The 25,752-nt window shown below is 58.5% G+C and carries 19 protein-coding genes and 6 pseudogenes; 13 read left to right on the top strand and 12 right to left on the bottom strand.

What is annotated here, in order from left to right:
* Positions 1-151: 151 nt before the first annotated feature.
* The 7 genes from ABOC21_RS22335 (at position 152) to ABOC21_RS22305 (ending at position 10,357) form a co-directional block, all read left to right on the top strand.
* Complete coding sequence (locus ABOC21_RS22335) at positions 152-1,870, top strand: IlvD/Edd family dehydratase (RefSeq protein ID WP_426813318.1); 1,719 nt, start codon at positions 152-154, stop codon at positions 1,868-1,870.
* A 17-nt stretch (positions 1,871-1,887) separates the two neighbouring features.
* Positions 1,888-2,580: an RraA family protein gene (locus ABOC21_RS22330; RefSeq protein ID WP_426813317.1), complete on the top strand. Its 693-nt coding sequence runs from the start codon at positions 1,888-1,890 to the stop codon at positions 2,578-2,580.
* Positions 2,581-2,670: 90 nt separating this feature from the next.
* Positions 2,671-4,008 (top strand): MFS transporter, encoded by a 1,338-nt coding sequence (locus tag ABOC21_RS22325; RefSeq protein ID WP_426813316.1) that lies wholly within the window; start codon positions 2,671-2,673, stop codon positions 4,006-4,008.
* The gene (locus ABOC21_RS22320) at positions 4,005-4,766 is read left to right on the top strand and encodes an IclR family transcriptional regulator (protein ID WP_426813315.1); all 762 of its coding nucleotides are present in this window, start codon (positions 4,005-4,007) and stop codon (positions 4,764-4,766) included. Before ABOC21_RS22325 ends, ABOC21_RS22320 begins: the two co-directional genes overlap by 4 nt.
* A 132-nt stretch (positions 4,767-4,898) precedes the next feature.
* Positions 4,899-4,952, top strand: coding sequence for a mgtA regulatory leader peptide MgtL (mgtL, locus tag ABOC21_RS22315; protein ID WP_220432789.1), 54 nt, complete (start codon positions 4,899-4,901; stop codon positions 4,950-4,952).
* Positions 4,953-5,096: 144 nt separating this feature from the next.
* Positions 5,097-7,805, top strand: a complete 2,709-nt coding sequence (gene mgtA / locus ABOC21_RS22310) for a magnesium-translocating P-type ATPase (protein WP_426813314.1) — start codon at positions 5,097-5,099, stop codon at positions 7,803-7,805.
* A 158-nt stretch (positions 7,806-7,963) separates the two neighbouring features.
* Positions 7,964-10,357 carry a beta-N-acetylhexosaminidase gene (locus ABOC21_RS22305; RefSeq protein WP_426813313.1) on the top strand — a complete coding sequence of 798 codons (2,394 nt, stop codon included), beginning with the start codon at positions 7,964-7,966 and terminating at the stop codon, positions 10,355-10,357.
* Between the two features lie 71 nt (positions 10,358-10,428).
* Here ABOC21_RS22305 and ABOC21_RS22300 read toward each other — a convergent pair.
* A pseudogene (locus ABOC21_RS22300) lies at positions 10,429-11,290 on the bottom strand (aldo/keto reductase family oxidoreductase).
* A gap of 95 nt (positions 11,291-11,385) precedes the next feature.
* Here ABOC21_RS22300 and ABOC21_RS22295 point away from each other — a divergent pair.
* Positions 11,386-12,295 (top strand): annotated as a pseudogene (locus ABOC21_RS22295) (LysR substrate-binding domain-containing protein).
* Between the two features lie 49 nt (positions 12,296-12,344).
* On the opposite strand, the gene ridA reads toward ABOC21_RS22295, so the two are convergent.
* The 5 genes from ridA to ABOC21_RS22270 form a co-directional block, all read right to left on the bottom strand.
* Entirely contained in the window at positions 12,345-12,731 is a 387-nt protein-coding gene (gene ridA / locus ABOC21_RS22290; protein WP_426813312.1) for a 2-iminobutanoate/2-iminopropanoate deaminase, read from the bottom strand.
* Between the two features lie 158 nt (positions 12,732-12,889).
* A complete protein-coding gene (pyrI, locus tag ABOC21_RS22285) occupies positions 12,890-13,351 on the bottom strand; it encodes an aspartate carbamoyltransferase regulatory subunit (RefSeq protein ID WP_426813311.1) in 462 nt (153 codons plus the stop codon).
* Positions 13,352-13,363: 12 nt separating this feature from the next.
* Positions 13,364-14,299, bottom strand: coding sequence for an aspartate carbamoyltransferase (gene pyrB / locus ABOC21_RS22280; protein ID WP_426813310.1), 936 nt, complete (start codon positions 14,297-14,299; stop codon positions 13,364-13,366).
* Positions 14,300-14,301: 2 nt separating this feature from the next.
* Positions 14,302-14,361 (bottom strand): pyrBI operon leader peptide, encoded by a 60-nt coding sequence (locus tag ABOC21_RS22275; RefSeq protein WP_426815560.1) that lies wholly within the window; start codon positions 14,359-14,361, stop codon positions 14,302-14,304.
* Positions 14,336-14,440 carry a pyrBI operon leader peptide gene (locus tag ABOC21_RS22270; RefSeq protein WP_426815559.1) on the bottom strand — a complete coding sequence of 35 codons (105 nt, stop codon included), beginning with the start codon at positions 14,438-14,440 and terminating at the stop codon, positions 14,336-14,338. Before ABOC21_RS22270 ends, ABOC21_RS22275 begins: the two co-directional genes overlap by 26 nt.
* A 194-nt stretch (positions 14,441-14,634) precedes the next feature.
* On the opposite strand from ABOC21_RS22270, the gene ABOC21_RS22265 reads away from it, so the two are divergent.
* The gene (locus ABOC21_RS22265; protein ID WP_426813309.1) at positions 14,635-15,087 is read left to right on the top strand and encodes a YhcH/YjgK/YiaL family protein; all 453 of its coding nucleotides are present in this window, start codon (positions 14,635-14,637) and stop codon (positions 15,085-15,087) included.
* A 101-nt stretch (positions 15,088-15,188) separates the two neighbouring features.
* On the opposite strand, the gene argF is transcribed toward ABOC21_RS22265, so the two are convergent.
* A complete protein-coding gene (gene argF, locus ABOC21_RS22260; RefSeq protein WP_426813308.1) occupies positions 15,189-16,193 on the bottom strand; it encodes an ornithine carbamoyltransferase in 1,005 nt (334 codons plus the stop codon).
* Positions 16,163-16,258 carry a putative translational regulatory protein ArgL gene (gene argL, locus ABOC21_RS22255; RefSeq protein WP_426813307.1) on the bottom strand — a complete coding sequence of 32 codons (96 nt, stop codon included), beginning with the start codon at positions 16,256-16,258 and terminating at the stop codon, positions 16,163-16,165. Before argL ends, argF begins: the two co-directional genes overlap by 31 nt.
* 98 nt (positions 16,259-16,356) lie before the next feature.
* Here argL and rraB point away from each other — a divergent pair, with 98 nt between their 5' ends.
* On the top strand, positions 16,357-16,782 hold the full coding sequence (rraB, locus tag ABOC21_RS22250; RefSeq protein WP_426813306.1) for a ribonuclease E inhibitor RraB: 426 nt from the start codon (positions 16,357-16,359) through the stop codon (positions 16,780-16,782).
* A 49-nt stretch (positions 16,783-16,831) separates the two neighbouring features.
* Positions 16,832-17,598 (top strand): annotated as a pseudogene (gene miaE, locus ABOC21_RS22245) (tRNA isopentenyl-2-thiomethyl-A-37 hydroxylase MiaE).
* Between the two features lie 52 nt (positions 17,599-17,650).
* Here the strand turns inward: miaE and ABOC21_RS22240 are convergent.
* The 4 genes and pseudogenes from ABOC21_RS22240 to pepA all read right to left on the bottom strand — a co-directional run bounded on the left by ABOC21_RS22240 (position 17,651) and on the right by pepA (position 23,286).
* Entirely contained in the window at positions 17,651-18,154 is a 504-nt protein-coding gene (locus tag ABOC21_RS22240) for a GNAT family N-acetyltransferase (RefSeq protein ID WP_426813305.1), read from the bottom strand.
* A gap of 150 nt (positions 18,155-18,304) precedes the next feature.
* Positions 18,305-21,161: pseudogene (locus ABOC21_RS22235) on the bottom strand (valine--tRNA ligase).
* Complete coding sequence (holC, locus tag ABOC21_RS22230; RefSeq protein WP_426813304.1) at positions 21,161-21,604, bottom strand: DNA polymerase III subunit chi; 444 nt, start codon at positions 21,602-21,604, stop codon at positions 21,161-21,163. Before holC ends, ABOC21_RS22235 begins: the two are co-directional and overlap by 1 nt.
* A 169-nt stretch (positions 21,605-21,773) precedes the next feature.
* Positions 21,774-23,286: pseudogene (gene pepA / locus ABOC21_RS22225) on the bottom strand (leucyl aminopeptidase).
* A gap of 267 nt (positions 23,287-23,553) precedes the next feature.
* Here pepA and lptF point away from each other — a divergent pair.
* Together lptF and lptG are read left to right on the top strand one after the other, a co-directional pair.
* Entirely contained in the window at positions 23,554-24,651 is a 1,098-nt protein-coding gene (gene lptF, locus ABOC21_RS22220; protein WP_426813303.1) for an LPS export ABC transporter permease LptF, read from the top strand.
* A pseudogene (gene lptG, locus ABOC21_RS22215) lies at positions 24,651-25,734 on the top strand (LPS export ABC transporter permease LptG). Before lptF ends, lptG begins: the two are co-directional and overlap by 1 nt.
* Positions 25,735-25,752 lie beyond the last annotated feature (18 nt).

Here is a 25,752-nt window from a genome sequence, read left to right as displayed (position 1 = left end):
CGTAAAAGCGTGGGGCGAGCGTGGGCGAAGATTTTATTTACTTACTCACAAACGGCGGCTTTTGCCCGTATCTCGCGGCGAATTGACGGGATCGCCACATCAATTACACTGCCGCTAACTCTCACCTTTTCTGGAAAATGAGCGCAGCGTAATGAAAAAATATCGTAGCCAGACGTGGTTTGGACGTAAGGATAAATCAGGGTTTATTGCCAGAAGCTGGTTAAAAAATCAGGGGCTGCCCAATGATATTTTTGATGGTCGCCCGGTTATTGGGATTTGTAATACCTGGTCTGAATTAACCCCCTGCAACGCGCATCTGCGCGATCTTGCCGAGCAGGTCAAAATGGGCGTTCTCGAAGCGGGCGGCGTGGCTTTTGAATTTCCGGTGATGTCGCTCGGCGAAGCGCTAATGAAGCCGACGACCATGCTGTTCCGCAACCTTGCCAGCATGGACGTTGAAGAGTCGATTCGTGGGAATCCCATCGACGGCGTGGTGCTGCTCACCAACTGCGACAAAACGACGCCATCCTGCCTGATGGGAGCGGCCAGCGTTGATTTACCGACGCTGGTGGTCAGCGGCGGACCGATGCTCAATGGCAAATATCGCGGGGCGGATATCGGTTCCGGCACCGATTTGTGGAAGTTTAGCGAGGATTTACGTGCGGGTCTCATGAGCCAGGCCGAATTTGACGAGGTGGAAAACGCGATGTCGCGCAGCCCCGGCGCCTGCAATACCATGGGGACCGCGTCCACGCTCTCCTGCATGGTTGAGGCGCTGGGCATGTCGCTGCCGGGTTCTGCCGCCATTCCTGCCGTCGATGCCGCGCGCAGGCGGGTCTCCCGTCTGTCCGGTCGCCGTATTGTCGAGATGGTGAAAGAGGATCTGCGCATGTCGCAGATCCTGACCCGCGAGGCTTTCCAGAACGCCATCGTCGTCAATGCGGCCATCGGCGGCTCAACCAACTTTATCCTGCACCTTCTGGCGCTTGCCGGGCGCATCGAAGTGCCGCTGACGCTGGAGGATTTTGACCGCTTTAGCCAGAACGTTCCGCTGCTGGCGAATCTGAAACCATCGGGAGAATTTCTGATGGAGGATTTCTACTACGCGGGTGGCATTCCGGCGGTGATCGTCCAGCTTACCGACAAGCTGCATACGCAGGTGCTGCAGTGCAACGGCAAAACCCTAGAGGAAAACTACCGCGAGGCGGCGATTTTAAACGAGCGCGTCATTGCGCCGCGGCAAAAGGCGCTGCTGGATGACGCCGGAACGATCGTGCTGAAGGGCAATCTTTGCGCCGACGGCGCGGTGATAAAGCCTTCGGCCGCAACGCCGGCGCTGCTCAACCACACCGCGCGGGCGGTCGTTTTTGAGAACATTGAAGATTACAACCAGCGCATTAATGACCCGGATCTGGACGTACGGCCCGATGACATTCTGGTGCTGAAAGGCGTAGGGCCAAAAGGCTATCCGGGCATGCCGGAAGTCGGCAACTTTGGCCTGCCCCTGAAGATCCTGCAGCAGGGGGTGCGCGATATGGTGCGCATCTCTGATGGACGGATGTCGGGCACCGCATTTGGCACGATTGTCCTGCACGTCAGCCCGGAATCCACCATCGGCGGGACCCTGGCGATGGTGGAGAACGGCGACATGATTGAGCTGAACTGCCGCGAGCGTCGGCTGACGCTGCACGTCAGCGAGAGCGAACTGAGCAAGCGTAAAGAAAATAGACCTCAGGTATATCCGGATTATCCCCGCGGCTACGCCAGCCTTTATATCCAGACGGTACAGCAGGCGCATACCGGCGCCGACCTGAACTTTTTACCGGGTAAATCAGGTAGCGAAATTAAACGTGAACCCCATCCTGAATAATGAACAGAGGAAATGTTATGCGCCACTCCTGGTCTGATGATGAAACGTTATTTGCATTAGCAAAAGAAAAGCTCTTTGTTGCATTAGTGGGGGATATTCTGGATTCAATGGGATTACTCCATCAGTTTTTATCCCCGCAGTTAAAACCAATTGCGGCAAATATGGTTATTATTGGCCGGGCGATGCCGGTCCTTGAGGCGGATTATTTTCAGCAAAGCGCCCCGGGCCATAATACGCTCAGCGAAAAGCCGTTCGGCTTAATGTTTCATGCGCTGGACGATCTGCAAAAGAATGAGGTTTATATTTGTGCGGGCGGGTCGCCGCGCTATGCGCAATGGGGTGGATTGATGTCAACTCGCGCCATGCAGTGCGGGGCGGCGGGCGCCGTCATTCATGGCTACCATCGGGACAGCAATGAAATTTTGGATCTCGGTTTCCAGGTGGCCTCCTTCGGCAGCTACGCGCAGGATCAGGGGCCGCGCGGCAAGGTGGTTGACTGGCGCGTTCCTATTGAGCTGGACGGCGTACGGGTTGCGCCTGGCGATGTGATTTTTGGCGACCGCGACGGCGTGCTGGTGATCCCTGCGGAGGCGGTGGATGACGCCTTCCACGGAGCATTTGAAAAGGCCAAAGGTGAAAATGAAGTGCTGCATGCGCTGAGAAAGGGTATGAGCACCGTCGAGGCGTTTGATAAGTTCGGTATTATGTAAGCGTTATTTTATTGCTCTGCAAATTTTTATTCTGCCATCACGCTTATGTATCGACATCATTATTTGATGAACTAAATTAAGGATGCAACTATGTGTTCTGCAGACCGTCGTATTGAAAGAACGACGATAAATAAAATTTCACTGAAGATAATACCGATCATGGTGATGCTCTACGTTATTGCCTATATCGATCGGCAGAATATCGGCTTTGCCAAGCTTCATATGGCGGAAAGCCTCTCATTGAGCGAAACCGCCTACGGTCTTGGCGCATCGTTATTCTTTATCGGCTACTTATTATTTGAAGTCCCGGGCAATATCATGCTGCATAAGGTTGGCGCCCGCCTGTGGTTTGCCAGGATTATGCTGACGTGGGGCGCGATTACGGTTTTAATGGCTTTTACCACCAGCGCCAGCATGTTTTACGTTTTACGCTTTTGCCTTGGCGCCGCCGAAGCGGGCCTGTATCCCGGCCTGCTGTATTACATGACCCGCTGGTTTCCTTTGGCGTATCGTCCCCGGGTGGTGGGCTATCTGATTATGGCCAGCCTGGCGGCGAACCTGATCGGGGCCCCGATTAACGGCGCGCTATTAAGCATTCACGGCATATTGAATCTTGAAGGCTGGCAGTGGATTTTCATTGGCACCGGGCTGCCGGCGCTGCTGTTTATTGTTCCGGTCCTTTTTTGGCTGCCCGATACGCCGGAAAAGGCCCGCTTTCTGAGCGTCGAGGAAAAAGCCTGGCTTGGGGCGATGCTGCAGCAGGAGCAGAGCCGGGATCGGGATCGTCAGGTGAGCGGCGTGCTGAAAACGTTGAAAGACGCGCGGGTGCTGCTGCTGGCGCTGGTGCTGGGCTTTATTTCCTTCGGCGCCTATGGTCTGAGCTACTGGATGCCAACCATTGTCAAAGGGTTCGGCGTATCCGATATGACCAACGGGCTGATCAACATGATCCCCTGGCTGATGGCGATGCTGCTGCTCTGGTGGATGACGCGCAATCCGGCGCGAACCTCCGATCCGGTGAAGAATATTGCCCTGCCGATGCTGGTGGCCGCTATTTTCCTCGCCGGCAGCGCGCTGTTTATCGCCACGCCCTGGCTGAGCTTTTTATGCATAACTCTGGTGATTATGGCTATATTTTCAATTCAGCCCTGCTTCTGGACCCTGACGCGGTTTTTAGGCGGTTCGGCGGCGGCGGCCGGATTAGCGGCGATAAACTCGCTGGCTAACCTCGGCGGCTTCTTTGCGCAGAATACCGTCCCGGCGGTACGCGACCTGACGGGGAGCGTCAGCGCCCCGATGTACTATTTAGGCGGGTGTATGGCCATCGGCTGCGTGGTGACGCTATTGACGATTCGCTATTTGCAGCGGCGCAGCGATGACCACGGTCCGCTGCACCATACCGATACGCCGCAGAAAGGAGCGTTATGACCGATTATCGAGCCCCGGCGCTAAGCCGGGGTTTACGCGTACTGGAATATTTATCGGCGTCGGGCGTCCCCATGACGATGGGGGAGATAAGCCTGGCGCTAAGCCTCTCCTTTAACCACCTGTTCCGGATTATTCAGTGCCTGGAAGAGGAGGGCTATCTCAGGCAGGATGCCCGGCGCTATTATCATCTGACCGATAAACTCTCCTTCACCCGTCAGTACCGCTATATCGAGCAGCTGGCGCAGTCGGAACGCTGCCAGCAGCTGATGAAGGACTTCACCTGGCGCACCAATCAGCCCTGCCACCTTGCCGGGCTGCGGGACGATCGGGTGGTGGTTATCGCCCATCGTCATCCGGACTTCACCCCGTCGATAAGCGCCAGAGAAGGGGCGCTGCTGCATACCATCCGCTCAAGCTCATCGCTGGTGCTGTTGGCCTTCGCCAGCGACCAGGATAGCTGGCGTTTGATTCGTCATTACGCGCTGGATACGGCGCTACGCGGGGAGATGGTCGAACAGCTCTCGCGCATCAAATCCCAGGGGTTTGCGGAAATCCCCCACGATCGCATTATTGGCCTGACGTCGGCCTCGTGGCCCGTTTTCGGGCCGGATAGCTACGCCCATGCGGTGATTACCTGCCCGTGGTTCGATCGGCTGCCGGGAGAGTATGAAGAGACAAAACAGGCCTTAGGCGAAATGGCGGAGGCGCTGAGCGATGCGCTGGCGGCGCTAATGCGTTCAGCGATGCTGAACGCGTGATAAACACTCCTCAACGCCTGCGCGTATACGTTTGGTTTAGTTACGCAGGGTTACCATAGCCATAATTGCCACAAATAGATCGCAGGTCGCGGTATAATCCGCGCCGTTTTTTACTCACTTACCGGAGATTTTATGGACCCCGATCCCACTCCTCATCCTCGATGGAGTTATACCCCTTTCCGGTAAGCCTGCTTAGCACTGCTTTACCGGAAGCGTAAAGCAGTGACGTCCTTGATGTCCCTGCCATAAAAAAATAATGCCTGACAGGTAAGGTTTTATCGTGCCTGTCGATTGTGCTGCGTTCGCTGTGCGAGCGCGGAGGGACTGTTTATGCTGAAAAATTTTACCCGGCAGCTGTTTACGCAGCTTAGCCGCCATTTGCCACGCCGCCTGGTGCAGCGCGATCCGCTGCCCGATGCCCGCAATCTGGCCAGCGCGCCGATCCCGGACTCGCTGGGCAAGCGCTGCCTGAACGTGGCGGCAATGGATGAAAACGAAATCTGGCGCGCCTTCGACAGCCACCCGGAAGGGCTCAACGCCGGCGAAGTGGCGCAGAAAATTGCGGCGCACGGCGACAACCAAATCCCCGCCCAGCAGCCTTCGCCGTGGTGGGTGCATCTGTGGATCTGCTATCGCAACCCCTTCAACCTGCTGCTGACCGTGCTGGGCGTCATCTCCTACTCCACGGAGGACCTGTTCGCCGCGGGCGTAATTGCGCTGATGGTCGGGATCTCCACGTTGCTCAACTTTATTCAGGAAGCCCGTTCCACCAAAGCGGCGGATGCGCTGAAGGCGATGGTCAGCAACACCGCTACGGTGCTGCGGGTCGTCAACGAGCAGGGCGAAAGCCGCTGGTGCGAGCTGCCTATCGATCGGCTGGTGCCGGGGGATATCGTTAAACTCTCGGCGGGAGATATGATCCCGGCGGACCTGCGCATCCTCCAGGCGCGCGATCTTTTTGTCGCCCAGGCGTCGCTGACCGGCGAATCGCTGCCGGTGGAAAAAGTGGCATGCAGCCGCGATCCGCTGCAGAGCAACCCGCTCGAGTGCGACACCCTGTGCTTTATGGGCACCAACGTGGTGAGCGGAACGGCGCAGGCGATCGTCTTCGCCACCGGCGGCGGCACCTGGTTCGGCCAGCTGGCCGGACGGGTGAGCGAGCAGGAGAGCGAACCCAACGCCTTCCAGAAGGGCATCAGCCGCGTCAGCATGCTGCTGATCCGCTTTATGCTGGTGATGGCGCCGGTGGTGCTGCTGATCAACGGCTTTACCAAAGGCGACTGGTGGGAAGCGGCGCTGTTCGCCCTGTCGGTGGCGGTCGGCCTGACGCCGGAAATGCTGCCGATGATCGTCACCTCGACCCTGGCGCGCGGGGCGGTGAAGCTGTCGAAACAGAAGGTTATCGTTAAGCACCTCGACGCCATCCAGAACTTTGGCGCGATGGATATCCTCTGTACCGATAAAACCGGCACCCTGACCCAGGACAAAATCGTGCTGGAGAACCACACCGATGTGTCCGGTAAAACCAGTGAACTCGTACTGCACAGCGCCTGGCTTAACAGCCACTACCAGACCGGGCTGAAAAACCTGCTGGATACCGCGGTGCTGGAAGGCGTGGAGCTGGACGCCGCCCGCCAGCTTGCCGAACGCTGGCAGAAAGTGGACGAGATCCCGTTCGACTTTGAGCGTCGCCGGATGTCGGTGGTGGTGAGCGAGCAGGAAGACGTCCATCAGCTTATCTGCAAAGGCGCGCTGCAGGAGATCCTCAACGTCTCGACCCAGGTTCGCTACAACGGCGACATCGTGCCGCTGGATGAGACCATGCTGCGCCGCATCCGCCGCGTCACCGATACCCTCAACCGCCAGGGGCTGCGCGTGGTGGCGGTGGCGACCCGCTATCTGCCGGCGCGGGAAGGGGACTATCAGCGGGCCGACGAGTCGGATCTGATCCTCGAAGGCTATATCGCGTTCCTCGATCCGCCGAAAGAGACCACCGCCCCGGCGCTGAAAGCGCTGAAGGCCAGCGGCATTACCGTCAAAATTCTCACCGGCGATAGCGAACTGGTGGCGGCGAAGGTGTGCCATGAAGTGGGGCTGGACGCGGGAGAGGTGGTGACTGGCAGCCAGATTGAAGCGCTCAGCGATGATGAGCTGGCGGCGCTGGCGAAACGAACCACCCTGTTTGCGCGCCTGGCGCCGTTGCATAAAGAGCGCATCGTGACGCTGCTCAAACGCGAGGGGCACGTGGTGGGCTTTATGGGCGACGGGATTAACGACGCCCCGGCGCTGCGCGCGGCGGACATCGGGATTTCCGTCGACGGCGCGGTGGATATCGCCCGCGAGGCGGCGGATATCATCCTGCTGGAAAAGAGCCTGATGGTGCTGGAAGAGGGGGTGATCGAAGGGCGCCGCACCTTTGCCAACATGCTCAAGTACATCAAAATGACCGCCAGCTCGAACTTCGGTAACGTCTTCAGCGTGCTGGTGGCGAGCGCATTTCTGCCGTTCCTGCCGATGCTGCCGCTGCATCTGCTGATCCAGAACCTGCTGTACGATGTATCCCAGGTGGCGATCCCGTTTGATAACGTTGACGATGAGCAGATCCGTAAACCGCAGCGCTGGAACCCGGCCGAGCTGGGGCGCTTTATGGTCTTCTTCGGCCCGATAAGCTCAATCTTCGATATTCTCACCTTCTGCCTGATGTGGTGGGTCTTCCAAGCCAACGTCCCGGAGGCGCAGACGCTGTTCCAGTCGGGCTGGTTTATTGAAGGGCTGCTGTCGCAAACGCTGATTGTGCATATGATCCGCACCCGCCGCATTCCGTTCGTCCAGAGCCGCGCCGCGTGGCCGCTGTTTGCGATGACCCTGGTGGTGATGGTGGTCGGCATCGCGCTGCCGTTCTCGCCGCTGGCGGGCTATTTGCAGCTGCAGGCGCTGCCGCTGAGCTACTTCCCGTGGCTGATTGCGATTCTGGCGGGCTACATGACCCTGACCCAGATGGTCAAAGGCTTCTACAGCCGCCGCTACGGCTGGCAGTAGACCCGGCTTCCTCCGCCCCTCTCCCGCTCAGGGAGAGGGTATTTATCTTAAACTTCATCAAGTTGTGACGCGCGTCATTTCATTTCCTTGACGCTCTTTTTAGCGCATGTTAACCAAATGTTTTGCTTTTTTTGGGCCCGTCATCAAAAGGAAAACTCATGCTTAACACCGTGCGCTATGGACTGCTTACCAGCGGATTAATTCTCAGCGGCCTGGCCTGCGCCGCTCCGGCGGGCGACCTGCCGCTTATGCCCTGGCCGGCCCACGTCGAGCGCCCGCAGGCTCAGGGCGCGCTGGTGCTGAATAATCAGCTGACGCTAAACGTCAGCGGCGACGATTTGGGGGATGCCGCCGGCCGCTGGCGCGAGCGCATCGCCCGCCAGACCGGTTGGACGCTGCAGCCGCAGCTGGCGCCGGCGAAAGCGCCGACGATTAACGTGGTGATTGCCAAAAAGGTCCCGGCCATTCCGCGCCCCGACAGCGATGAAAGCTACCAGCTGAAGGTGAGCGCCGAGGGCGTGACCCTCAAGGCGAATACGCGTTTCGGCGCCCTGCGCGGGATGGAAACCCTGCTCCAGCTAATACAGAACGGCGCGGAGAATACCGCCATTCCTTACGTCACGATCGACGATGCGCCGCGCTTCCCTTGGCGCGGGCTGCTGCTGGACTCCGCGCGCCACTTTATGCCGATGGAGGCCATTAAGCGGCAGATCGACGGCATGGCGGCCGCCAAGCTCAACGTCTTCCACTGGCACCTGACCGACGATCAGGGCTGGCGCTTTGCCTCCACGCGCTATCCGAAGCTGCAGCAGCAGGCCAGCGACGGGCTGTTCTACACCCAGGCGCAGATGAAAGAGATCGTGCGCTACGCGACGGATCGCGGCATTCGCGTGGTGCCGGAAATCGACATGCCGGGGCACGCCTCGGCCATTGCGGTGGCCTATCCGGAGCTGATGAGCGCGCCGGGCCCCTATCAAATGGAGCGCCACTGGGGCGTGCTTAAGCCGGTGCTCGACCCGACCAAAGAGGCCACTTACGCCTTTGCCGAGGCGATGATCGGCGAGCTGGCGGCGATCTTCCCCGACTCTTATCTGCATATTGGCGGGGATGAGGTGGACGACAGCCAGTGGCGGGCGAATCCGGTGATCCAGAAATTTATGCGCGACAAGGGGCTGGCGGACAGCCACGCGCTGCAGGCGTACTTCAACCGCCGGCTGGAGACGATCCTCGAAAAACATCACCGCCAGATGGTGGGCTGGGACGAAATCTATCACCCCGATCTGCCGAAAAGCATTTTGATCCAGTCGTGGCAGGGGCAGGACGCGCTGGGGGAAGTGGCGAAGCACGGCTACCGCGGGATCCTCTCTACCGGATTTTATCTCGATCAGCCGCAGTACACCGCCTATCACTACCGTAATGAAGTCGTGCCGCAGGGGCTGAACGGGGTCGACGTCATTACCGATAACGACAGCGCCCAGAGCTGGAGCTTCGTGATGCCGCGGCTGAAGGGGAGCGCGGTGGAAGGCAGCTTCACGCTGATAAAAGGGGAGAGCGGCTGGCGCGGGTTTATTGATTTTAAAGGCAAATCTCGACGGGCGGTGCAGGATATCGCGTGGCTGAACGATAACCAGATAACCTTTAGCGTCGATACCTGGATGGGGGAAACCCGACCGGTGCTGACCGTCAACGACGATAAGCTTGGCGGCTACTTCCTGCTGGGCAACGTCCGCTATCCGGTGAGCGGGCAGCGGCTGGACGACGTGCCCGAGGGGAGTCAGCCGGTGGTTCCCGATGGCGAACAGCAGAAGAACCTGCTCGGCGGCGAAGCGGCGCTGTGGGCGGAAAACGTGGCGGCGCCGGTGCTGGATATCAAGCTGTGGCCGCGGGCCTTCGCGGTCGCCGAGCGCCTGTGGTCGGCGCAGGATGTCAAAGACAGCGACAATATGTACCAGCGCCTGCAGGCGATGGACGGCTGGTCGACGGTTTCGGTCGGCCTGCAGCAGCACGGCCAGCAGCTGGTGCAGTTCACCCGGCTGGCAAACGGCGGCAGCACCCTGGCGCTGCAGATCCTCGCCCAGGCCATCGAGCCGGCGCACTATTACACCCGCCAGCATCTGAAATTCCAGGCCAACAACTATCATCAGTTCGAGCCGCTGAACCGCCTGGCCGATGCGCTGCCGGCGGAGAGCGACACCGTGCGCAGCCTAAACCGCTGGGCCGAAAGGCTGATTAGCGATGCGGAAGATAACGAAAGCGCGGACGCGCTGCGTCACGTCTTTACCCGCTGGCAAAATAATACCGCCGATGCGCTGGCGCTAACGGAAAGCAGCTATCAGCTGGCGGCGATCGGCCCGGTGGTGCAGCAGGTTGATAAACTGGCGACGCTGAGCCTGCGCCTGACGGACCTGGTGGCCCGCCAGGGCACGCTGGATGATAAGGAGTATGCGTCGGTGCAGGCGCAGCTGGATGAGGCGGCGAAAACCCAGGATGAGCTGGTGATTGCGGCGGTCTATCCGCTGGAGAAGCTGCTGCGGGCGACGAAGGTCGAGTAGGGGAGATATGCCAGTGCCGGCCTTAAGGGCCGGCACGGTGGCAGAGGACGCTTTGCGTAGAGACTGGCGGCCTAGCCAGCGATCCCGTTCAGCTTTGCCATCACTTCATCGGACAGTGCAATTTGCGCGCTGGCCAGGTTCTCCTGCAAATGCTGCGGCGATGAGGTGCCGGGGATCAGCAGAATATTGGCCGAGCGCTTGAGCAGCCAGGCGAGGGCGACCTGCATGGGCGTTGCCTGTAATTCGCTGGCGACGTCATCGAGCAGCGCGGACTGCAGCGGCGAGAAGCCACCGAGCGGGAAGAACGGCACGTAGGCGATGCCCTGCGCGGCCAGGCTATCAACCAGCTCGTCGTCCTGACGGTTGGCAAGGTTATACATATTCTGAACGCAGACAATCGGCGTCATCTTTTGCGCATCGGCGATCTGTTTGGCGGTCACATTACTCAGGCCAATATGGCGGATTAATCCGCGCTCTTTCAGGCTGAATCAGCGTTTCCAGCTCTTTTTCCAGCGAGCCTTCCTTCGGCGTATGGACGTCATGCATGCTGCGCAGATTCACCACCTGCATGGCGTCCAGCCCCAGATTCTGTAAGTTATCTTCTACCGCGCGGGTCAGCTCCTGCGGGCTGAAGGCTGGGATCCATCCGCCCTTTTCATCCCGACGCGCGCCAACCTTAGTGACGATGCTCAGGTCGGCGGAATAGGGATGCAGCGCCTTTTTAATCAGCCGGTTGGTCACATGCGGGCCGTAAAAATCGCTGGTGTCAATGTGGTTGACGCCGGAGGCGACGGCGTCACGGAGGACCTGAATTGCCCGCGTTTCATCTTTAACCGGACCAAAAACGCCCGAACCTGCCAGCTGCATTGCGCCATAGCCTAAACGGTTAACTTCGCGGTCGCCGAGGCGGTAAGTCATTGTGGGTTTTGACATGGTGCTCTCCTGTATGAGTGTGTTTCGATTGTATCGATGAATGCGCTGTGCAACTATCCAGCTAAATAAGAACAACCTGTACGAGGTGGCGCACAGTGTCGATGGATATTGGTTTGCTGCATGCGGTAGTCGAAGTGGCGAAGGCCGGGGGATTTCGCGAGGCCGCAAGGATCACCGGCAGCAGCGCGTCGCGGCTAAGTGATGCGGTGCGTCGTGCGGAAGAGCAGACTCGGCATCAGGCTGTTTCATCGCACCACGCGTACCGTGGTGCTGACCGAAGCCGGCAGGGCGCTGATTGAGCGTCTGCTGCCGGCCATGAACGAAGTGGACGCCGCGCTGGATTCGCTCAATCGCTATCGTGATACTCCCGGCGGCACGCTGCGGCTGAACGTGCCGGTCAGCGCCGCGCGGCTGGTATTGCCCTCTCTGGTGCCGGAGTTTATCCGCCGTTATCCCAATATTCAGCTGGAGATCGTCGCCGAAAGTAACGTCCAGGATGTGTTTCGTGACGGCTGCGATGCCGGCATTCGCTATGACGAGCGGCTCGAGCAGGATGTGATTGCCCTCCCCATTGGGCCGCGCCGTCAGCGTTTTGCCGTAGCCGCCGCCCCGGCCTACTTAAGCCAGCACGGCAGGCCTGTGCATCCGCGCGATTTGATGCACCATCAATGTATACGCGGCCGTTATGCCACGGGCGTTATGCCGGCGTGGGAATTTGAGCGCGAGGGAGAGAGCTACAGCGTGGAGGTGAATGGCCCGCTGGTGGTGAGCGTCGGCAGCGCGGTGGACCTGGCGGTCGAATCGGCGATTGCCGGCACCGGCATTATCTATCTATTCGAAGAGTGGCTGCAGCCCGCCATCGCCAGCGGCCAGCTCGAGCCAATATTACAGCCGTGGTGGCTGTCGTTCTCCGGGCCCTATCTTTACTACAACGATCGGCGCCTAATCCCCGTGCCCCTGCAGGCGTTTATTGATTTTGTGCGTGAGAGGAATGCGTCGTCATAAGATGATCGCCGAAGATAACCCTCCCCGCGCAGCGGAGAGGGCTGAACAATCAGCGACGAATCGCGATCGCTTCAATCTCAATCTTCACGTCTTTCGGCAGACGCGCAACTTCAACGCAGGAGCGTGCCGGGAAGGTCGCATTGTGCTCGGTGAAAAACGCTTCATACGCGGCATTCACGGTGGCGAAGTCGTTCAGGTCTTTGACGAATACGGTAGTTTTAACGATATCGCCCACTTTCAGGCCCGCTTCTTCAACGATAGCCTTTACGTTGTCCAGAGACTGGCGCGCCTGAGCGGCAACGTCTTCCGGTACGCTACCCGTTTTAGGATCAACCGGAATCTGGCCGGAAGTGATGATCATGCTACCCAGATCAACACCCTGAACGTACGGGCCGATAGCTGCGGGTGCATTTTCCGTCGCGATAGTTTTAGACATGAGTTCTCCTGAATAACAGCTTAATTAAGAAGTGACGCAGCATCCTTCGAATTGCATCGACGCGGCAGGGGGCGAGTCGCCGTCAAGGAAGCAGCTTGAAGGATAGCGCGCAAGGACCCGGCCATTATAGGGAGCCGGGTTGCCAATACCAACCTCAATTAGTCGGCCAGAACCACATAATGTGAAAACTCTTTTTCACAATATTTGCACTTCAGAGCGATGTCGTTTTCACGCTTTTTCACCGCGAAGCTGGATGAAACCGGCTCGGCGTGGCTAATGCAGTTGCTGTTCGGGCACACCAGCACGCTGTTAATCCGATCCGGCAGGTTAGGCCGCGATTTGCCGACCACTTCATAGTCGTCGATACGGTTGACCGTCGCGTGCGGGGCGTACAGCGCCAGCTGGTTGACCTGCTCGTCGGTGAGGAAGGTGTTCTCGATTTTTATCAGATCCTTGCGGCCCATTTCTCCCGATGGCAGATTCAGGCCGATGGTGATGCGCTGGTCGGTTTCGGTCAGCTTGAACAGCGTCAGCAGCTTAAAGCCCACCTGCGCGGGGATGTGGTCGATGACGGTGCCGCGCTTAATGGCTTCTACCTGCAGTTTATTATCATGTGTCATGGTCGTTTCCCCTTACAGATCCAGCTCGCTATTCAGTACCAGTGCCAGTAACGCCTGGCGTGCGAAGATGCCGTTGCCGGCCTGCTGGAAGTACCAGGCGTGCGGCGTTTTATCAACATCTGTGGTGATTTCATCAATGCGCGGCAGCGGATGCAGCACTTTCATATTGTCGCGGGCGTCTTCCAGATCGGCGGCGCGCAGCACAAACTGCGCCTTGACGTTGGCATATTCCGACGGGTCGAGGCGCTCTTTCTGAACGCGGGTCATATACAGAATATCCACCTCCTCCATCACCTCATCAATGGCGCTATGGACGCTCCAGGCAATCCCTTTCTCATCAAGCATATCGAGGATGTACTGCGGCATGGCCAGCGCGTCAGGGGCGATAAAGTAGAAGCGGTTGCCGCTAAATTTCGCCAGCGCCTGGGTCAGGGAGTGCACGGTGCGGCCATATTTCAGGTCGCCGACCATCGCCACGTTAAGGTTTTCCAGGCGGCCCTGGGTTTCCTGGATGGTGAACAGATCCAGCAGGGTTTGCGTCGGATGCTGGTTGGCGCCGTCGCCGGCGTTGAGCACCGGAATACCGCCGGAGAATTCGGTTGCCAGCCGCGACGCGCCTTCCTGCGGATGGCGCATCACGATGGCGTCAACGTAAGTGCTGATGACCGAAATGGTGTCCGCGAGGGTTTCGCCTTTTTTGCCCAGCGAGGTGTTGCTGCTGTCGGAGAAGCCGACCACGCTGGCGCCGAGGCGATGCATGGAGGTTTCGAACGACAGTCGGGTGCGGGTGGAGGCTTCAAAGAAACAGCTGGCGATAACCTTGTGCTTCAGCAGTTCCGGCTGCGGGCGCGCTTTCAGCTTTGCAGCGGTCGCCAGGACCAGTTCAAGGTCTTCGTGGCTGAGATCGTTTATGGAAATGATATGTTTTTGATATAGCGGGTTAGCCATGTTTATCTCCTGACGCCTGGGCAAAAAAAAAGCCCCTTAAATAAGGGGCTTCGAAAATTCATTGAGCAACGGAAAGAAAAACGCTACGCCAGCGCCTGTTTTCAGACGCGTTAAGACAAAATGTCGTACGCAATAGACCATGCTTCCTCCCGGCAAATCGACCGGCATTATACGCAGCTCAAATTTCGGATCAAGCGATTCGTCCACAAACAGGTAAACGTTTGCTTCGATAACCCCGCGTCAGCGCAAAAAAGCGTTAAAAAGTGGTGGTATGGCAGTCGCAAGGGGCGTATAAAAACCAGAAATGAAAAGCTGTTTTATATTTGAGGGTTATTATGATCGTCGGCAACATTCACCACCTGCAGGACTGGCTACCGCAGCCCCTGCGTCAGGCTATCGAATACGTTAAGGCTCACGTCAGCGAGGAGACGCCGCTCGGTAAGCATGATATTGATGGCAACAATTTGTTTTATCTGATTTCGCAGGACGCTACCGAAGCGCTCAGCGAGCGCCGCGCCGAGTATCACGCGCGCTACCTGGATATCCAGATTGTGCTGCAGGGCGAGGAGGGGATGACCTTCAGCACCCGGCCCGCCGGGACGCCGGATATCGACTGGCTGGCGGATAAAGACATTGCGTTCCTCGCCGCCGGCGAGGAGGAGAAAACCATGATCCTCAGCGCGGGAGATTTTGTGGTGTTTTATCCGGGGGAGGTGCATAAGCCGCTGTGTGCGGTGGGCTCGCCCGCCAAAGTGCGCAAAGCGGTGGTGAAGATGCTGATGGGCTAAGCGCCGTCAATCCCCGGTCGTGCTGCACTTCCCGGGGCGACGGGCCGGTGCGGTAGCCCGGAGCAGGCGCCGCGCGCCGCCTCCGGGACATCCCCGCCGGGTTATTTACTCAAGGTCGCGACCATCACCGCCTTGATGGTATGCATGCGGTTTTCGGCCTGATCGAAGACGATGCTCGCCGCGGATTCAAACACCTCGTCGGTAACCTCCATGCCGCCGTGCAGGCCGAACTCGGCGGCCATCTGCTGGCCAAGCGCGGTTTGATCGTCATGGAACGCCGGCAGGCAGTGGAGGAACTTCACCTGCGGATTGCCGGTCAGCGCCATCATGCTGCTGTTGACCTGATAGTCACGCAGCTGGGCGATACGCTCGGCCCACTTCTCTTTGGCTTCGCCCATCGAGACCCACACGTCGGTGTAGATAAAATCCGCGCCCTTTACGCCGGCGGCGATATCTTCGGTCAGGGTGATGTTGCCGCCGTGCTTTTGCGCCAGCGCTTTGCATTTGGCCACCAGGCTCTCTTCCGGCCAGCAGGCCGACGGCGCGACGAGACGCAGATCCAGTCCGGTAAGGGCCGCCGCTTCCAGCATCGAATTACCCATGTTATTACGCGCGTCGCCGGCGTAGGCGAGGGTCATTTCGTTGAACGCTTTCCCCGGCAGATGTTCCTGCATGGTCAGCAGATCCGCCAGCAGCTGGGTAGGGTGAAATTCGTTGGTCAGGCCGTTCCACACCGGGACGCCGGCGTATTGGGCTAGGGTTTCAACCACTTCCTGGCCGTGGCCGCGATACTGAATACCGTCATACATCCGCCCCAGCACGCGGGCGGTGTCTTTAATGGACTCTTTATGGCCGATCTGGCTGCCGCTTGGCCCGAGGTAGGTCACGCGCGCGCCCTGATCGAATGCGGCAACTTCGAAAGAGCATCGTGTGCGGGTAGAGTCTTTTTCGAAGATGAGCGCGATGTTTTTGCCGGCGAGATGCTGGATTTCAATGCTATTTTTTTTATCGGTTTTGAGTCTGGTCGCCAGCTTGAGCAGGGTGGTGATTTCTGCAGGTGTAAAATCAAGCAACTTCAAAAAATGCTTCTGGTAAAACGTTGACATGGTTCCCTCACATGGCTTAAGCCACTTATTGAATTAAAATTCACTTTATATGTATGAATATTCATTTGCAACCCCGTAACACAAATCTTTCGCGCAAAGGTGGAGGCAATCACGGCGGTATGTGACAATAGAAGTAACTGCCGCACATTATGAGGAACGAGCCATGGCAAACCCGGAACTACTGGAAGAACAGCGTGAAGAAACGCGTCTGATTATTGAAGAGCTGCTCGAAGACGGCAGCGATCCGGACGCGCTGTACACCATCGAGCATCATCTCTCCGCCGACGATTTCGAAACGCTGGAAAAAGTTGCGGTAGAAGCCTTCAAGCTGGGCTATGAAGTGACCGAGCCGGAAGAGCTGGAAGTTGAAGAGGGCGATACCGTTATTTGCTGCGATATCCTGAGCGAGAGCGCGCTGAAGGTTGAGCTGATTGACGCCCAGGTTGAACAGCTGCTGACGCTGGCAGAAAAGTTTGGCGTGGAGTATGACGGTTGGGGCACCTACTTCGAAGACCCTAACGGTGAAGATGGCGACGAAGACGATGACGAAGATTTCGTCGATGAAGACGACGACGGCGTACGTCACTAAGCCGCTGATGGATACGGCGGTATCTGCCGCCGTATAGCAAGGAATCTCGATGGACTACCCGCAAATACTCTCCCCCATACTCAACTTCCTGCACTGCACCACCCCGCAAGCGTGGATTGATGAAGCCCGTAAGCCGGAAAACCTGCCGCTGCTGCTCACCGATCATATGGTTTGCGAACTGAAAGCGGCGCAAAACGCCATGCTGCTGGTGCGTAAATATGTCGCGGATAAAGACGGCGCAGACGAGCTGCTGGCCTGCCTGAAACCTTACGAGGACTTTACCTACCGCTGGGGCCCGGAGCCGGATTTTCTCGCGCTACACAGGCAGATCAATAAAAGCACCATGCCGCATACGGACGACCCGTGGGGACGCCAGACTGATTGACAGCATGGTGCTGCTGATTAAAGAAGAGCTGCATCACTTTTGGCAGGTGCGCGAGATCATGCTGGCGCACGACATCCCTTACGTCAAAATGACCGCCAGCAGCTACGCCCGCGGATTACGCCGGGAGGTGCGATCCCATGAGCCGGCGATGCTGATCGATAAGCTGATTTGCGGGGCCTATATCGAAGCGCGCTCCTGCGAGCGCTTTGCCGCTCTGGCGCCGTGGCTGGGAGGCGATCTGCAGAAGTTCTACCTGTCGCTGCTGCGCTCGGAAGCGCGCCACTTCGAGGATTATCTGCGCCTGGCGCAGCAGATTGCCGGGGAAGATATCAGCGAACGCGTGCGCCAGCCTGGGCGTCGCGGAAGCCGCGCTGATCAATGCGCCGGAGGCCGAGATTCGCTTCCATAGCGGGGTGCCGGTCGTTGCCTGAAGCGGGTCCCCGACAGGCGCAGCGCGTCCGGGGACGTAAATTATCGCGCTAATTACAGCGTCTTAAGCATCCGCACTTCGCAGTCAACGTGGCCGGTATGACCCAGCGGTCCGTCGATATGCTCGAAGCCAAGGTGCTCGTATAGACCCACCGCTTCCTTGAGGAAGGCGGTCGTTTCCAGATAGCAGCGCCTGAAGCCCTGCTCGCGGGCATGATCCAGCGCGAGCAGCGCCAGCTTTTTCGCCAGCCCCTGTCCGCGCGCGGAAGGCATAAAGTACATTTTCTGCAGCTCGCAGATATCGGGCTCGCTATGGGCCAGCGGCGCTACGCCGCCGCCGCCGACTACCTGACCATTTTGCTCCACCACCCAGTATGCGGAACCCGGCTGGCTGTAGAGCTGGAAAAGCTCATCCAGATTAGGGTCGGCTACCGTATAGCCTTTATCGGCCGTCAGCCCGTATTCGGCTGAAACCTGGCGAATAACGCCGGCGATGGCCGCATTGTCTTGCGCGGTGATCCGGCGCAGCGACACCGTGATGGTCGCGATCGTATTCATACGATTACTCATAGCAAAAATGGCGGATGATGCTGTTGTTAATAACATCGGAAAAGGGGGCAGCGCAAGCGCTGTTCAACGCGACGGCCGTTAGCGCGTGGCAATACGCGGTGATTGTGCCCCTTGCCCGGTCAGGCAAGGGGCAGAGGATTACAGCGCGGCGATCACGGCCTGCTGTTCAACCAGCTTGCTTTTCGCTTCCGCATAGCCTTCCAGTTTTTCACGCTCTTTAGCAATGACCGCTTCCGGCGCGCGGGCGACAAAGCCTTCGTTGGCGAGCTTGCCTTCGATACGGCCAATTTCCGCTTCGACCTTCGCCACTTCTTTCGCCAGTCGCGCCAGCTCGGCGTCCTTGTCGATAAGGTCGGCCATCGGGATCAGCAGTTCGGCGCCGTCGATGATCTTGGTGACGGAAACCGGACCTTTATCATCGGCAGCCAGCACGGTGATGCTTTCCAGACGCGCCAGGTTCAGCAGGAAGCTGCGGTTGTCGTTTACGCGACGAATGGCATCGCTGCTGCAGCCGCGCAGCAGAAGCTCCAGCGGTTTGCCCGGGGCAATGTTCATCTCCGCGCGAATGTTACGTACGGCGATGATGGCCTGCTTCAGCCACTCGGTATCGGAAGCCGCGGCTTCATCAACCTGGGATGCATCGTACTGCGGGAACGGCTGCAGCATGATGGTGTCGGCGCTGATGCAGCCAATCACCTTAACGCGCTGCCAGATGGTTTCGGTGATAAACGGAATAATCGGGTGCGCCAGGCGCAGCAGAGCTTCCAGCACGGTCACCAGCGTATGGCGGGTGCCGCGCAACTCGGCCTCGGTGCCGCCGTTCATCACCGGCTTGGTCAGTTCCAGATACCAGTCGCAGAACTGGTTCCAGGTGAACTCGTACAGAATGCCCGCGGCGATATCGAAGCGGTAGCCATCCAGCGCTTCGCGGTACGCTTTGATGGTCTGATTGAACTCGGCGAGGATCCAGCGATCGGCCAGAGAGAGCACCATTTCGCCGCCGTTGAAGCCGCAGTCCTGATCTTCAGTGTTCATCAGCACGAAGCGGCTGGCGTTCCACAGCTTGTTACAGAAGTTACGGTACCCTTCCAGACGCTTCATATCCCAGTTGATGTCGCGGCCGGTGGAGGCCAGCGCCGCGAGGGTGAAGCGCAGGGCGTCGGTGCCGTGCGGCTCAATGCCGTTCGGGAACTGTTTCTCCGTGCGTTTGCGGATTTTCTCCGCCAGCCTGCGGCTGCATCATGTTGCCGGTCCGTTTCTCCAGCAGTTCCGGCAGGGAGATCCCGTCAATCATATCCAGCGGGTCGATAACGTTGCCCTTGGATTTGGACATTTTCTGCCCTTCGTCGTCGCGGATCAGGCCGGTCATGTAGACGGTATGGAACGGTACCTGCGGTTTGCCGTCTTCATCCTTGATGAAGTGCATGGTCATCATGATCATGCGGGCAATCCAGAAGAAGATGATGTCAAAGCCGGAGACTACGACGCTGCTGGGATGGAACTGACGCAGCGCGTCGGTGTTTTCCGGCCAGCCGAGGGTGGAGAAGGTCCACAGCGCGGAGGAGAACCAGGTGTCCAGTACGTCTTCGTCCTGACGCAGGGCGACGTCAGCGCCCAGGTTGTTTTCCTGACGCACTTCGTCTTCGGTGCGGCCAACGTAGACGTTGCCTTCATTGTCGTACCACGCCGGGATGCGGTGACCCCACCACAGCTGACGGGAGATGCACCAGTCCTGAATATCGCGCATCCACGAGAAATACATGTTTTCGTACTGCTTCGGCACGAACTGAATGTCGCCGTTTTCTACCGCTTCCACGGCAGGCTTCGCCAGCACGTCGGCACGAACGTACCACTGGTCGGTCAGCATCGGCTCGATAACCACGCCGCCGCGATCGCCGTACGGTACGGTCAGGTCGTGCGGTTTAATCTCTTCCAGCAGGCCCAGAGCGTCGACGGCGGCAACCACCGCTTTACGCGCAGCAAAACGTTCCAGATTCTGGAACTGTGCCGGGATCGCGTTGGGGTAGACGTCAGACTCGTTGCCTTTGCTGTCGTACACTTCCGCACTTTCACGGATATCGCCGTCAAAGGTCAGGATGTTGATCATCGGCAGGGAGTGACGTTTACCGACTTCATAGTCGTTAAAGTCGTGCGCCGGGGTGATCTTCACGCAGCCGGTGCCCTTTTCCATGTCGGCGTGTTCGTCGCCGACGATGGGAATGCGGCGGTCGACCAGCGGCAGAATAACGAATTTGCCGATCAGGTCCTTATAGCGCGGATCTTCCGGGTTCACCGCCACGCCGGTATCGCCGAGCACGGTTTCCGGACGGGTGGTGGCGACCACCAGGTAATCTTTGCCGTCGGCGGTTTTCGCGCCGTCGGCCAGCGGGTAGCGGATGTGCCACATTGAGCCTTTAGACTCGCGGTTTTCCACTTCGAGGTCGGAAATCGCGGTGCGCAGCTTCGGGTCCCAGTTGACCAGGCGCTTGCCGCGGTAGATCAGATCTTCTTTGTACAGGCGGACAAAGACTTCTTTGACGGCGTTGGAGAGGCCTTCATCCATGGTGAAGCGCTCGCGCTCCCAGTCCACGGAGTTGCCCAGGCGGCGCATCTGACGGGTAATGGTGCCGCCGGATTCCGCTTTCCACTGCCAGATTTTATCGATAAAGGCGTCGCGACCGTAATCGTGGCGGGTTTTACCCTCTTCGGCGGCAATCTTACGTTCAACCACCATCTGGGTTGCGATACCCGCGTGGTCGGTACCGGCCTGCCACAGAGTATTTTTACCCTGCATGCGCTGGTAGCGAATCATGGTATCCATGATGGTTTGCTGGAAGGCATGACCCATATGCAAACTGCCGGTGACGTTCGGCGGTGGGATCATGATGCAGAAGCTCTCCTGGCTTTCATCACCATTCGGTTTGAAATAGCCCTGCTTTTCCCAGTGCTCGTAAAGCGGCTGTTCGATATCTTGTGGGTTGTATGTCTTTTCCATTATTTCCAGGTTGCCGTGTTCAGGTTGAAACCAGCCATGCGGTACGCTTTGTAGCGTTCGCGCGCCAGTTGTTTCAGAGAGTCTTCGTAAGGGACAAAGTCTATCACTTCTGTGAAAGCGGTGGCAAAATCTGCAAAGTTTACCCGCAGACTGATCAGAATGTCCCGCGGGCTGCTGTTGCGCTTCTGCGGCCAGGCGACCTCCACCGGCGCGCCGCCTCTGGGGCCTTCTCCCGCCAGATTGTGCGGGACAAAACTCTCCGGTGGCCGCGTCCACAGCGCTTCGTCGAGGCGAATAGCCTGCTGCTCATCTTCGCAGGCGATCAGCACGCGTTTGCCGCCGCGCCAGCGTTCTGCGGCAATTTCACACACCAGCTGTTCGACGGCGCTTAAACCGTCCTGCTGCGCGTCATTGTCCAGAAGATAAAAGGTTGCGTTCTTCATATCTCTACCCGTTGTCTTTCCCGTTGCTTCCTGGTTGGCCGCCTTTGGGATGCTGGCGGGAGTGTGCGCCGCACTGCCGCCGCGATGCAACTCGAAATCCATAGGGTACAGAATTCTAATTGCTCGAACTCACGGGCCGGATAAGCGTCGCGCTATCCGGCCCGCAAGATTACTCTTCGCCGGTAAAGCCGGCGCGGTTGAGCAGGAACTGCGACAGCAGCGCCACCGGACGACCGGTTGCGCCTTTGGCTTTACCCGAACGCCACGCGGTGCCGGCGATATCGAGGTGCGCCCAGTTGTACTTGCGGGCGAAGCGCGACAGGAAGCAGCCGGCGGTAATGGCTCCGCCCGGACGGCCGCCGATGTTGGCCATATCCGCAAAGTTAGACTCCAGCTGATCCTGGAACTCGTCGCCCAGCGGCAGACGCCACGCGCGATCCCCCGCCAGCTCGGATGCGCCAATCAGCTCATGGGCCAGCGGATTGTGGTTCGACATCAGGCCGGTGATATGGTGCCCCAGGGCAATCACGCAGGCGCCGGTCAGCGTCGCCACGTCAATCACCGCTTCCGGTTCGAAGCGCTCAACGTAGGTCAGGACGTCGCAGAGCACCAGGCGGCCCTCGGCATCGGTATTCAGCACCTCAACCGTTTGGCCGGACATGGTGGTCAGGACGTCGCCCGGGCGATAGGCGCGGCCGCCGGGCATGTTTTCACAACCCGCCAGCACGCCGATGACGTTCAGCGGCAGACTGCAGCTCGGCCACCATGCGCATCACGCCGTACACCGCCGCCGCGCCGCACATATCGTACTTCATCTCGTCCATGCCTTCGGCTGGCTTGATGGAGATACCGCCGGAGTCGAACGTCAGGCCTTTACCGACCAGCACGATCGGGCGCGCGTCTTCCGCCGGATTGCCTTTGTACTCAATCACCGACATCAGCGATTCATTCTGCGACCCGTTGCCGACCGCGAGGTAGGAGTTCATCCCCAGCTCGCGCATCTGCTGTTCGCCGATCACCCGGGTGATAACGTTTTTGCTGTAAGTATCCGCCAGCTGGCGCGCCTGGGAGGCGAGATAGGCCGCATTGCAGATATTCGGCGGCATGTTGCCGAGATCTTTTGCCGCTTTGATCCCCGAGGCGATGGCCAGGCCGTGCTGGATTGCGCGCTCGCCGCTGGTCAGTTCGCGGCGGGTGGGCACGTTGAAGACCATTTTACGCAGCGGACGACGCGGCTCGCTCTTGTTGGTCTTCAGCTGATCGAAGCTGTACAGCGTCTCTTTGGCGGTTTCAACGGCCTGGCGAACTTTCCAGTAGTTGTTACGCCCTTTGACATGCAGCTCGGTCAGAAAACAAACCGCTTCCATCGACCCGGTATCATTCAGGGTATTAATGGTTTTTTGGATCACCTGCTTGTACTGGCGCTCATCCAGCTCGCGCTCTTTGCCACATCCAATCAGCAGAATGCGCTCTGACAGAATATTTGGCACATGGTGCAGCAGCAGGGTCTGACCTGGCTTACCTTCCAGTTCACCGCGGCGCAGCAGGGCGCTGATATAGCCGTCACTGATTTTATCGAGTTGTTCGGCAATGGGGGAGAGGCGACGCGGTTCGAAGACGCCGACCACGATACAGGCGCTCCGCTGCTTCTCCGGGCTACCGCTTTTTACACTGAACTCCATGCACTACGCTCCTGAATCTTAAAGACAACGACGGTGGCTACGGATAGAATTGCAAGCTTTCGTAACTCATGTCCGCTGTTGTGGTGACTTCGTGTTAATCTTAACGTTATTACGGCCTTGGTTCGTCAGAAAAAAACCTGATACGCAGAACCGATGAGTCATTTAATCTTAGCGATGTTTTCGACGACCAAAGAGAATAAATGACGTTTAAGCCATGAAACAAGCAATTTTCCTGCAATAAGACGGGTTTTTACGGGCGTATTTATAGTGATAATCATAAGATATCTGGTTCGTGAGACGCTGAAAAGCCAGTTGGCGATCCTATTCATCCTGTTGCTCATTTTCTTCTGTCAGAAACTGGTCAGGATCCTCGGCGCTGCGGTCGATGGCGAGATCCCGACCAATCTGGTGCTCTCGCTGTTAGGGCTGGGTGTTCCGGAGATGGCGCAGCTGATCCTGCCGCTGAGCCTGTTCCTCGGGCTGCTGATGACGCTGGGCAAACTCTATACCGAAAGCGAAATCACGGTGATGCACGCCTGCGGCCTGAGCAAAGCGGTGCTGGTGAAGGCGGCGATGATCCTCGCGCTGTTCACCGGCGCAGTCGCGGCGGTTAACGTGATGTGGGCGGGGCCGTGGTCGTCCCGTCATCAGGACGAAGTGCTGTCGGAAGCGAAAGCGAACCCCGGCATGGCCGCGCTGGCCCAGGGCCAGTTCCAGCAGGCCAGCGACGGAAGCGCGGTGCTGTTTATTGAAAACGTTAACGGCAAGCGTTTCCAGGACGTATTCCTCGCGCAGCTGCGGCCGAAAGGCAACGCTCGCCCGTCGGTGGTGGTCGCCGATTCAGGCGAACTCTCGCAGCAAAAAGACGGCTCGCAGGTGGTGACCATGAATCAGGGGACCCGCTTTGAGGGTACCGCGATGCTGCGCGATTTCCGCATCACCGATTTCAAAAACTATCAGGCGATTGTCGGCCATCAGGCGGTCACCTCGGATCCCGATGATACCGAACAGATGGATATGCGCACGCTGTGGCATACCCAGACCGATCGCGCGCGCGCCGAGCTGCACTGGCGCTTCACGCTGGTGGCGACCGTCTTTATCATGGCGCTGATGGTGGTTCCGCTGAGCGTCGTCAACCCGCGCCAGGGCCGCGTGCTGTCGATGCTGCCGGCAATGCTGCTCTACCTGATCTTCTTCCTGGTGCAAACCTCGATTAAGTCCAACGGCGGCAAAGGGAAAATGGACCCGATGATCTGGATGTGGGGCGTCAACCTGCTCTATTTCGCGCTGGCGGTGCTGTTGAACCTGTGGGATACGGTGCCAATGCGTCGCTTCCGTGCCCGTTTTAACAAAGGAGCGGCGTGATGCAGGCGTTTGGCGTACTTGACCGTTACATCGGTAAGACGATTTTCAACACCATCATGATGACGCTGTTCATGCTGGTTTCGCTGTCGGGCATTATCAAGTTTGTCGATCAGCTGAAAAAGGCCGGGCAGGGCAGCTACGATGCGCTGGGCGCCGGGCTCTATACCCTGCTCAGCGTGCCGAAAGACGTGCAGATTTTCTTCCCGATGGCGGCGCTGCTCGGGGCGCTGCTTGGCCTCGGCGCGCTGGCGCAGCGCAGCGAGCTGGTGGTGATGCAGGCCTCCGGCTTTACCCGTTTGCAGGTGGCGCTGGCGGTGATGAAAACCGCGATCCCGCTGGTTCTGCTGACGATGGCGATGGGGGAATGGGTTGCGCCGCAGGGCGAGCAGATGGCGCGTAACTACCGCGCTCAACAGATGTACGGCGGCTCGCTGCTCTCCACCCAGCAGGGCCTGTGGGCGAAAGACGGCCACAATTTTGTCTATATCGAACGGGTGAAGGGCAACGATGAGCTGGGCGGCGTGAGCATCTACGCCTTCAACGATGCGCGGCGCCTGCAGTCAGTCCGCTACGCCGCGTCGGCGAAATTCGATAGCGAGAATAAGGTCTGGCGCCTGTCGCAGGTCGATGAGTCCAACCTCACCGACCCGAAACAGATTACCGGTTCGCAGATGGTTAGCGGCACCTGGAATACCAAACTGACGCCGGATAAGCTGGGCGTGGTGGCGCTGGATCCCGACGCGCTGTCGATTAGCGGCCTGCATAACTACGTCACCTATCTGAAGTCCAGCGGTCAGGATTCTGGCCGCTATCAGACTCAATATGTGGAGCAAGATCTTCCAGCCGCTGTCGGTGGCGGTAATGATGCTGATGGCGCTGTCGTTTATCTTTGGTCCGCTGCGCAGCGTGGCGATGGGCGTGAGGGTGGTCACCGGGATCAGCTTCGGCTTTATCTTCTACGTGCTGGACCAGATTTTTGGCCCGCTGACCCTGGTCTACGGCATTCCGCCGATGATCGGCGCGCTGCTGCCGAGCGCCAGCTTCTTCCTGATAAGCCTCTGGCTGATGATGAGAAAAAGCTAGCGCACTTCCCCCTCTCCG

The sequence above is a fragment of the Klebsiella sp. WOUb02 genome (assembly GCF_050058015.1).
Lineage (GTDB): Bacteria > Pseudomonadota > Gammaproteobacteria > Enterobacterales > Enterobacteriaceae > Klebsiella.
Note: the sequence above shows the minus strand (reverse complement) of the source record. Positions and strands in the feature narration are given on the sequence as shown.